General features: G+C 70.9%; 5 protein-coding genes and 1 pseudogene. 4 read left to right on the top strand and 2 right to left on the bottom strand.

All coding sequences use genetic code 11. The annotated features are described in order from the left end of the window. Window positions 1-86 precede the first annotated feature (86 nt). Window positions 87-1,283 (bottom strand): glycosyltransferase family 4 protein, encoded by a 1,197-nt coding sequence (locus ACH442_RS33575; protein ID WP_396342233.1) that lies wholly within the window; start codon window positions 1,281-1,283, stop codon window positions 87-89. A 103-nt stretch (window positions 1,284-1,386) separates the two neighbouring features. Then, the gene (locus tag ACH442_RS33570) at window positions 1,387-3,195 is read right to left on the bottom strand and encodes a glycogen debranching enzyme N-terminal domain-containing protein (RefSeq protein ID WP_396342079.1); all 1,809 of its coding nucleotides are present in this window, start codon (window positions 3,193-3,195) and stop codon (window positions 1,387-1,389) included. 203 nt (window positions 3,196-3,398) lie between these two features. On the opposite strand from ACH442_RS33570, the gene glgX reads away from it, so the two are divergent. From glgX to ACH442_RS33550, 4 genes and pseudogenes are all read left to right on the top strand, one after another. After that, window positions 3,399-5,510 (top strand): glycogen debranching protein GlgX, encoded by a 2,112-nt coding sequence (gene glgX, locus ACH442_RS33565; RefSeq protein ID WP_396342078.1) that lies wholly within the window; start codon window positions 3,399-3,401, stop codon window positions 5,508-5,510. Further along, window positions 5,510-7,777 (top strand): malto-oligosyltrehalose synthase, encoded by a 2,268-nt coding sequence (gene treY, locus ACH442_RS33560; RefSeq protein ID WP_396342077.1) that lies wholly within the window; start codon window positions 5,510-5,512, stop codon window positions 7,775-7,777. The genes glgX and treY overlap by 1 nt, the downstream gene beginning before the upstream one ends. 1 nt (window position 7,778) lies before the next feature. Beyond that, complete coding sequence (gene treZ / locus ACH442_RS33555; RefSeq protein WP_396342076.1) at window positions 7,779-9,512, top strand: malto-oligosyltrehalose trehalohydrolase; 1,734 nt, start codon at window positions 7,779-7,781, stop codon at window positions 9,510-9,512. A gap of 336 nt (window positions 9,513-9,848) precedes the next feature. After that, window positions 9,849-10,049, top strand: a pseudogene (locus ACH442_RS33550) (IS110 family transposase); the annotation flags it as partial.

The raw sequence follows: 10,049 nt of genomic DNA, 5'->3' as shown, positions 1-10,049 counted from the left end.
CTGGGTGCCGCTCGCCCGCAGCCGTGTGCGGCTCGGTGGGTCGCTGCTGCCCGTAACGACGACCGGCGCCAGCTGGTGCTCACGGATCAGGCGACGGGAACTCGCGGCGCGGTGATGAGCGGCACCGCCGCCGGGCGCACGCTGTCGTACACCGCCACCGTCTGTTCCGCGATCGACGGCCAGTTGTAGTCCTCGATCACCCGCAGTCTCGCCTGCAACGCCAGCCGCCGGGCGTGTTCCCGGTCGCCGAGCACCCCGGTGACCGCGTCGGCCAGCGCAATCGGGTCTCCGGGCGTGAAGTGCACCCCGGTCACCCCGTGGTCGACGATCTCGGCAAGCCCGCCGGTCGCCGCGACCGCGACGGGTGTCCCGGCGGCCGCCGCTTCGAGGGCGACCATGCCGAACGGCTCGTAGATGCTGGGCACCACGTAACAGTCCGATGCGGCCATCAGCGCGGTCAGGTCGTGCCCGGTGAGGAAGCCGGCGAAGGTCACCCCGGGTTCGGCGAGAAGTTCCAGGTCTTCCCGGTACGGCCCGTCGCCCGCGATCACCACACGCAGTCCCGGGAAGCGTTCGCGGAGCAGGGGTGCGGCGGCGAGCAGATGCTGCACGCCTTTCTCGTAGACGAGCCGTCCCGCGAAGCTGACCAGCGGTCCGTCGTCCCCGGCGTAGGCGAGCCGGGCGGCCGCGACCGCGCGTGGCCGGGCCCGCCAGCGCAGCGCGTCGACACCGTTGCGGACCACTTCGGTGCGTCCGGCGGGGACGCCGAAGAGCCGGGTCACCTCGCCGCGCATGTATTCGGAGCAGACGATGACCCGGTCGGCCTCGGCGCAGAGCCAGCGTTCGACGTCGTCGATCGTGCGGTTGTGGGCGGCCGGTAGCCAGCCCTGGTGACGGCCGGATTCGGTGGCGTGGACGGTGGCGATCAGCGGGACGTTCAGGTGTTCGCGGAGCGTCATCGCGGCGTGCGCGGCGAGCCAGTCGTGCGCGTGCACGACATCGAACCGATTTCCGCGTACGGCGTGGAGCGCGGCCCTGGTCAGTGCATGGTTGAACGCGGTCGCCCAGCCGAGCATGTCCCCGCCGGTGATTTCGTGACGGGGCGGGTCCTCGGGGGCGCGGATCACCCGTACGCCTTCGGAGTGTTCTTCCAGGAGTGCTCCGGGGGTGTGCCGCGTGACCACGGTGACCTGGTGCCCGGCGCGAGCGAGGGCGCCGGCGAGGGCGTGCACGTGCCGCCCGAGTCCGCCGACCAGCAGCGGCGGATACTCCCAGGAGAGCATCAGGACCCGGCTCACGGCGCTGTGCCTTTCCCCGCCGTGCCCTCCTGGCTCTCACCCGCGGCGTTTCCCGCAGGTCCGGGTGGCGGCCGTTCGGTGCTGCCGGTCATGGCACGTACCTCATTTCCACTCGGAGCGTCTCGGCGACGGCGAGGGCGTCGAACGGGCGGCCGAGCGCGGGGTGGGGCGCGTCGCCGTGTGCGGCTTCGCCGACCGAGCCGACGCCCCATTCGGCGAGTTGCGCGGCCAGGCCGTCGAGCAGGCCGTCGACCGGGCGTCCGGTGGCGGCGCAGGCGTCGGCGTACGCCCCGATCAGCCACGGCCGGACGAGACCCTGGTCGTGGCCGGCGCCGTCGTATCCGTATTCGTCGGGGGCGAGGGTTCGCAGCCCGAGCGGCGTGAGCAGCGATTCGCCGCAGGCCCGGACCGCGGTGCCGGCCGCGCCGCGCATCGGCCCGTGCGGCAGGGACCAGCCGAGCAGCTGGTACGGGCGCAGCGTCGGATCGTCGTGCTGGGTTCCGGCGCCGAGCGGGTACGGCGCGGCCGGTCCTTCGACCACGTCGTGCAGCCACCCTTCGGGTGCGGGGAAGCGGCGCAGGAACGACTCCCGCGCCCGCGCGTGCCGTGCCCGGGCCTCGGTGTCGTCCTTCCCGCCTTCGGCGAGCAGGTCCCCGAGCGCGGCGAGCGCGTTCACCCAGAGCGCGTTGACCTCCACCAGCTTGCCGACCCGCGCGCTTCCCGAGCCGGCGGAGAGGGTGAGCAGTCCGTCGGCCGGGTCCACGGCCAGCGGGCCGCCGTCGTTCAGGGCTTGGCGCAGGATCCGGCCGAGCGGGACGGCGAGGGTGCGGGCGAGGTCGCTGTCGCCGGTGCGGGTCACGTGCCGGTCGACGGCGTGGACCAGCCAGAGCGTGGCTCGGGCGTCGGCGGCCGGGCGTTCGGTCATCGTGCGCAGCAGGTCACGGCCTTCGTCGGCCCGACCGGTGTCGAGCAGCAGGCCTTCGTAGGCGGCGAGCGGTGCGGCCCGGCCGGTCCACGGGTAGCCGTCGGCGAGCGCGGACCCGTCCGCGGCCCGGATCACGAACGTGTCGGCGGCGAGGGCGAGCGTGGCCGCGTACCCTTCGGCCTTGGCCGCGGTGACCAGCCGATGAGCGCGTTCACGGGCCGCGGCCAGGATCACCGGTGGCGCCGGCGGCCGTTCCGCGAGATCGCCCGTCCAGGCCGAGATCTCGCAGGTCTCGCCCGGCCCGGCCTGCTGGGTGAAGTTGCCGGCGTGCCACAGGTCCTCGACCGGGCCGCCGGTGCGGGCGCCGAGGTGCCATTGGCCGGCGGGCTGCCAGCCGGGGCCGGCCAGCCGGTACGCGCCTTCGACGATCACCCCGTCGGCGACCCGTTCGATCCGCAGTCCCGGCCCGTCGGCGCGGCGGGTCCCGTCGGCCACGCGCCAGGTGCACATCGCCGCGATCGTCAGGCCGACCGGTGCGGGCGCGCTCACGACCCGGTGGACGACCGCGACCGCGTTCGTCCCGGGGTGGAAGGCCAGCTCGCGCTCGATCACCACGTCGCCGATCCGCCAGCGCCAGCGCGGCAGCCCGTTGTCGAGCGTGAACGTCTCCAGCAGGCGGTGACCTTGTGGGTCGAGGCGGCCGGACACCCACGCGTGGGTGTAGAGCGGAACTTTGGTGCCTGTGTGAAGCGTCACGGTCAGATCGAGCGCGGCGAGGGCGACATGCGGGGTCCGGCCGGGTCCGGCGACGGCCAGCAGGGCGTGCTCGGGACGGGTCCGCAGGCCGCTCACGGTGCCCGTGGCCCAGCCGCCCAGACCGTCGGTGACCAGCCATTCCCGGCCCGCGCCGAGGTCGGTGGCGGGAACGCCGCAGACCTGCGGGCCGAGAATCAGAGGATCAGTTCGCGGCACGTCCCCCCTTATGCTCACTCTGAGAACTGCTAAACCCCCGTATGGGGATAAATCATCGCCAAATCGGGCAGTCGGGCCGACGGTAGCAGCCGGTCCCGGGAGAATGACCTATGACGCGGCCGGACAGGATTAACCCAGCCCGCCGAGGGGCATGAACCCGCGGGCCGGTCGTGACGACCGAAGGCCGAGGGGAGCGCAACACCATGCAGGTCTGGCCTGGTCACCGGTACCCGTTGGGAGCCACCTACGACGGGACGGGCACCAATTTCGCCATCTTCTCGGAGATCGCCGAGGCGGTCGAACTCTGTCTCTTCGACGCCGCCGGGAACGAGCGCAAGGTCCTGTTGCACGAGCAGGACGCGTTCGTGTGGCATGCGTACTTGCCGGGCGTCGAGCCGGGACAGCGGTACGGCTACCGCGTCTACGGGCCGTACGAGCCGCACCGCGGGCTGCGCTGCAACCCGCACAAGCTGCTGCTCGACCCGTACGCACGGGCCGTCGACTCGGACATCGACTGGCACCCCTCGCTGTACGCGTACGACTTCGACAACCCCGATCAGATGTCGGATCAGGACTCGGCGTCGTACATGCCCAAGGGCGTGGTGGTGAACCCGTACTTCGACTGGGGCAACGACCGGCGGCCGGACATCCCGTACCACCACTCGGTGATCTACGAGACGCACGTCAAGGGCCTCACCCAGCGGCACCCCGAGATTCCCCGGGAGATGCGCGGGACGTACGCGGCGATCGGCCACCCGGCGATCATCGAGCACCTCAAGAGCCTCGGCGTGACCGCGGTCGAGTTGATGCCGGTGCACCAGTTCGTCCACGACAACCGGCTGGACGACCTGGGGCTGCGCAACTACTGGGGTTACAACACGCTCGGCTTCTTCGCGCCGTACCACGGCTACTCCGGGACCGGCACGCTCGGCCAGCAGACCCAGGAGTTCCGGGGCATGGTCAAGGCGCTGCACGCGGCCGGGATGGAGGTCATCCTGGACGTGGTCTACAACCACACCGCGGAGGGCAACCACCTCGGGCCGACGCTGTCGCTGAAGGGCATCGACAACCGGACGTACTACCGGCTCGTCGACGACCAGCCGCAGTTCTACATGGATTACACCGGCACCGGGAACAGCCTGAACGTCCGCTCCCCGCAGAGCCTGCAGCTGATCATGGACTCGCTGCGGTACTGGGTGACCGAGATGCACGTCGACGGCTTCCGCTTCGACCTCGCCTCGACCCTGGCCCGCGAGTTCTACGACGTCGACCGGCTCTCCACGTTCTTCGAGGTGGTCCAGCAGGACCCGATCGTCGGCCAGGTCAAGCTGATCGCCGAGCCGTGGGACGTCGGCCCCGGCGGTTACCAGGTCGGCAACTTCCCGCCGAACTGGACCGAGTGGAACGGGAAGTACCGGGACACGGTCCGCGACTTCTGGCGCGGAGAGCCGGCCACCCTCGCCGAGTTCGCCTCCCGGATCACCGGCTCGGCCGACCTCTACCAGGACGACGGGCGCAAGCCGTTCCACTCGATCAACTTCGTGACCGCGCACGACGGGTTCACGCTCAACGACCTGGTCAGCTACAACGACAAGCACAACGAGGCCAACGGTGAGGAGAACCGGGACGGCGAGAGCCACAACCGGTCCTGGAACTGCGGCACCGAAGGCCCGACCGACGACCCGGCCGTGCTGGAGCTGCGGGCCAAGCAGCGCCGCAACTTCCTGGCCACGCTGATGCTCAGCCAGGGCGTGCCGATGATCTCGCACGGCGACGAGCTCGGCCGTACCCAGCAGGGCAACAACAACGCGTACTGCCAGGACGACGAGATCAGTTGGATCGACTGGGAGAACGCCGACGAGCAGCTGCTGGAGTTCGCCCGCACGCTGACCGCCTTCCGCCACCGCCACCAGGTGTTCCAGCGCCGCCGCTTCTTCACCGGGCTGCCGGTGACCGCGCGCGGCGGCGGCGACCCGCTGCCCGACCTGGAGTGGTTCACCCCGGACGGGCGGCCGATGGCCGGCGACGACTGGGGCAACGACTTCGGGCGGGCGGTCGCGCTCTTCGTCAACGGCGAGGGCATCCGCGAGCGCGGGCAGTACGGCCAGCGCCACGTCGACAGCTCGTTCCTGCTCTTCTTCAACGCGCACGACGCGCCCATCGAGTTCGCCACGCCTCCCGCGGAGTACGGGGAGAAGTGGGAGAGAGTCATCGAAACCGCCGAGCCGTCGCCGGATCGCCCGTCGGTCGTGGAGGCCGGCCACAAGATCTGGGTGCCGGACCGTTCCCTCATCGTGCTCGACAGGACGGTGTAATGCGCCCCAGCAGTACCTACCGTGTCCAGGTCCGCCCCGACTTCCCACTGACGTCCACCGCCGAGATCGCCGACTACCTGGCCGATCTCGGGGTGAGTCACCTCTATTCGGCGCCGCTGCTGACCGCGACGCCCGGCTCCGAGCACGGTTATGACGTCGTCGACCACACCCGGGTCGGCCCGGAGCTGGGCGGCCCGGAAGGGCTGCGCGGCCTGAGCCAGGCGCTGAAGAACTCGGGCCTCGGCCTGGTCGTGGACATCGTGCCCAACCACGCCGGCGTCGCTGTTCCGAAGGCGAACCCGACGTGGTGGGACGTCCTGAAGAACGGTGACAAGTCGCAGTTCGCCAAGTTCTACGACATCGACTGGTCGCGCGGCCGGCTGCTGATCCCGGTGCTGGCCGACGAGCCGGACGCGCTGGATCAGCTGACCGTCGAGGGCGACGAGCTCGTCTACTACGACAAGCGGTACCCGATCGCGGACGGGACCGGGGACGGCAGCGCCCGCGAGGTGCACGACCGGCAGCACTACGAGCTGGTCAACTGGACCCGGGGCGACAGCGAGGTCAACTACCGGCGGTTCTTCGCGATCGTCGACCTGGCCGCGCTGCGCGTCGAGGACCCGGAGGTGTTCGACGCCACCCACGCCGAGATCCTGCGCTGGGTGCGCGAGGGCATGGTCGACGGCATCCGCGTCGACCACCCGGACGGGCTGCGCGACCCGGGGGCGTACTTCGAGCGGCTGCGCGCCGGTGCGCCCGACTCGTGGCTGGTCGTCGAGAAGATCCTCGAGCCGGGGGAGCAGCTGCCGCGCTGGCCGGTCGCCGGCACCACCGGTTACGACGCGATGGCCGAGGTCAACGGGGTCTTCGTGGACTCCGGGACGGAAGCCTTCTTCGACACTCTCGACCACCACCTGACCGGGACCACGACGACGTTCCAGAACCTGGTGTACGACACCAAGCTCGACGTCGCCACCCGGCTGCTCGCCGCCGAGCTGGGGCGGATGGCCCGCCTCGTGCCGGAGGTCGAGGCCGCGCCCCGCGCCCTGGCCGAGCTCGCCGCGTGCTTCCCGGTCTACCGCTCCTACCTGCCGGCCGGCGCCCGGCACCTGGCTCAGGCCCGGGCCGAGGCCGGCCGCCGGCGTCCGCAACTGATCAGCGTCTTCGACCAGCTGCTGGGCCGGCTGCGCAACCCCGCCGACGAGCTGGCGATCCGGTTCCAGCAGTACACCGGCGCGGTGATGGCCAAGGGTGTCGAGGACACCGCGTTCTACCGCTGGACCAGGTTCGCGGCCCGCAACGAGGTCGGCAACGACCCGGCCAAGTTCGGCGTCACCCCGGACGAGTTCCACGAGTGCGCGCAGGCCCGGGCGCACGACTGGCCGGACACGATGACGTCGCTGAGCACCCACGACACCAAGCGCGGCGAGGACGTCCGGGCCCGCCTGGCCGTCCTCTCCGAGGTGCCCGGCGACTGGACCGAGGTGGTGCGCCGATGGGTCCGGGCCGCCCCGCTGCCGGACCCGTCTCTCGCGCACCTGATCTGGCAGACGGTCATCGGCGCCTGGCCGCTCTCCAAGGACCGATTGCTGGCGTACGCCGTGAAGGCGGCCCGTGAGGCCGGTGCCGCCACCACGTGGCAGCAGCCCGACGAGTCCTTCGAGAACGCGTTGCGCGCGATGATCGACAAGATCTACGACGACCCCGCGCTGCATCGGGAAGTGTCCGATTTCGCCGCGTCGATCACGCCGCCCGGCTGGTCCAACTCGCTCGGCCAGAAACTGGTCCAGCTGGCCATGCCCGGGGTGCCCGACGTCTATCAGGGCACCGAGCTGTGGGACTCCTCGCTGGTCGACCCGGACAACCGGCGGCCGGTGGACTTCGCCGCCCGCCGGGAGATCCTCGCCCGCCTCGACGACGGGTGGCAGCCGCCGGTCGACGACTCCGGCGCGGCGAAACTGCTGGTGGTCAGCCGGACCCTGCGACTGCTCCGGCAGCGGCCGGAACTGTTCACGTCGTACCGGCCGGTCTTCGCCGAAGGCCGCGTCGGCGAGCACGTCCTCGCGTTCGACCGGGGCGGCGTGGTGGCGGTCGCCACCCGGCTGCCGGTCGGATTGTCACGCCACGGCGGATGGCACGACACCACGCTGTCACTCGACGGACACAGTTGGACGGAAGTGTTCACGAACGCCAGCTACGGTGGCAATCGTCTGGCCGTCGCCGACCTTCTGCAGACCTATCCCGTCGCGCTCCTGGTGAAAGAGTGAGATGACGACCTTTGATGTCTGGGCGCCGGAGAAGTCGCCCAAGCTGCGCCTGGGGGACTCCGAGCACGCGATGGAGCCCGGTGACGGTGGCTGGTGGCACCTCGACGTGCCCGACGCCGGCCCCGGGACCGACTACGCGTTCGTGCTGAAGGACGTGGAGAACCCGGTTCCCGACCCGCGCTCGGCCTGGCAGCCGCAGGGCGTGCACGGGCCGAGCCGGGTCTACGACCACAGCGCGTTCAGCTGGACCGACCAGTCGTGGAGCGGGCGGCAGGTGCCCGGGTCGGTGCTCTACGAGATGCACATCGGCACGTTCACCCCGCAGGGCACCTTCGACTCGGCGATCGAGCGGCTCGACCACCTCGTCGAGCTCGGTGTCGACCTGGTCGAGCTGCTGCCGGTGAACGCGTTCAACGGCGTCTACAACTGGGGTTACGACGGGGTGTGCTGGTTCGCGCCCCACGAGGCATACGGCGGGCCGGACGGGCTGAAGCGTTTCGTCGACGCGGCCCACCACAAGGGCCTCGGCGTGGTGCTCGACGTCGTCTACAACCACTTCGGGCCGTCGGGGGCGTACGCGCCGATGTTCGCCCCCTACCTCAGCACCGGCTCGAACACCTGGGGCAGTTCGCTGAACCTGGACGGGCCGGACTCCGGCGAGGTGCGGCGCTACATCGCCGACAGCGTGCTGATGTGGCTGCGCGACTACCACGTCGACGGGCTGCGGCTCGACGCCGTGCACGCGCTGCACGACGAGGGTGCGGTGCACCTGCTGGAACAGCTCGCGGTCGAGGTGGAGTCGCTCTCCACGGCGCTGCGGCGGCCGCTGTCGCTGATCGCCGAGTCCGACCTGAACGACCCCAAGCTGATCACCCCGCGCGAGGCCGGGGGGTACGGGTTGCACGCCCAGTGGGACGACGACGTGCACCACGCGCTGCACACGCTGCTCACCGGGGAACGCCAGGGCTACTACGAGGACTTCGGGTCGCTCGACGTGCTGCGGACGGTCCTCGAGGGAGCGTTCTTCCACGCCGGCACCTGGTCGTCGTTCCGTGGGCGGCGGCACGGCCGGCCCGTCGACCGGCAACGCGTCCCCGGGCACCGGTTCGTCGCGTTCCTGCAGAACCACGACCAGATCGGCAACCGCGCCGTCGGTGACCGGCTCACCGCGACACTCTCGCCCGGGCTGCTCAGGGTCGGGGCGACGCTGCTGCTCACGTCGCCGTTCACGCCGATGCTGTTCATGGGCGAGGAGTGGGCGGCCAGCAGCCCGTGGCAGTTCTTCACCAGCCACCCCGAGCCTGATCTGGCCGCCGCGGTGCAGAACGGCCGGCGGCGCGAGTTCTCCCGGCACGGGTGGGCCGAGGCCGACGTGCCCGACCCGCAGGACCCGGCGACGTTCGAGCGCTCCAAGCTGGACTGGTCCGAGCTGGGCAAGCCCGGTCACTCGGAGATGCTGGCGCTCTACCGGAAGCTGATCCGGCTGCGCCACGAGGTGCCCGACCTGACCGATCCGTGGCTGTCCGACGTCGAGGTCTGGCACGGCGACCAGTTCGTGGTGATCCGCCGGGGCCGGCACGCGGTCGCGGCCAACCTGGCCGGGACGCCGCAGACCGTGAGTCTGCGCGCGGTGCCGTCGGCGGTGCTGCTGGCCACGGCCGAGGGCGTGGTGCTGGAACGTGACCGGGTCGTGCTGCCGCCGGAGAGCGCGGTCGTGGTCCGCACCTCCCGCTGACCGGTTCTCTGCTCTGACCGTGCCCCGCCACGGAGGCCGCCCTTTCGGCCTGAGCGTTCTGGGCGCCCCGCGCCCTGCTCAGGTCGGAAGGGTCCCCGCTACTTATAGATAATTTGTTGTACGACCGCTGCCCGGCCAGGCTTGGTCGAGGTGATCGGTAGGGACGCTCAGGCCCCCGCTGCCCACTCAGATAGCGGAGTGTGGCTTTCTCCCGGCTTGGACCCTGCCGATCACCGTGGCGCGGAGTGGCTTAAGAGGGGTTTGACCAGCTTAAAGTAGCGTTGCCCTCCCGCCGGTTTGTCCTGCTGACACCGACGGAAGGGCCAGGCCACACCGATGCAACAGTTGATCATCGGGGTTGATCCCCACAAAAGATCCGCGACGATCGAGGTCATCAACGGCCAGGAACGCGTTGTGGACACCGGCCGTTACGGCACCGACGCCCCGGGCTACCAGGCGATGCTCGCCGCCGGCCGCCGCCACCCCAGCCGGGTCTGGGCGGTCGAGGGCTGCAACGGCATCGGCCGGCACCTGGCC

It is taken from the genome of Actinoplanes sp. NPDC020271, from assembly GCF_044388125.1.
Lineage (GTDB): Bacteria > Actinomycetota > Actinomycetes > Mycobacteriales > Micromonosporaceae > Actinoplanes.
Note: the sequence above shows the minus strand (reverse complement) of the source record. Positions and strands in the feature narration are given on the sequence as shown.

Coding starts and splice junctions, on each gene's coding strand:
- treY (WP_396342077.1), top strand. CDS start 5,510: ATGCGCCCCAGCAGTACCTACCGTGTCCAGGTCCGCCCCGACTTCCCA.
- treZ (WP_396342076.1), top strand. CDS start 7,779: ATGACGACCTTTGATGTCTGGGCGCCGGAGAAGTCGCCCAAGCTGCGC.
- glgX (WP_396342078.1), top strand. CDS start 3,399: ATGCAGGTCTGGCCTGGTCACCGGTACCCGTTGGGAGCCACCTACGAC.
- ACH442_RS33575 (WP_396342233.1), bottom strand. CDS start 1,283: ATGCTCTCCTGGGAGTATCCGCCGCTGCTGGTCGGCGGACTCGGGCGG.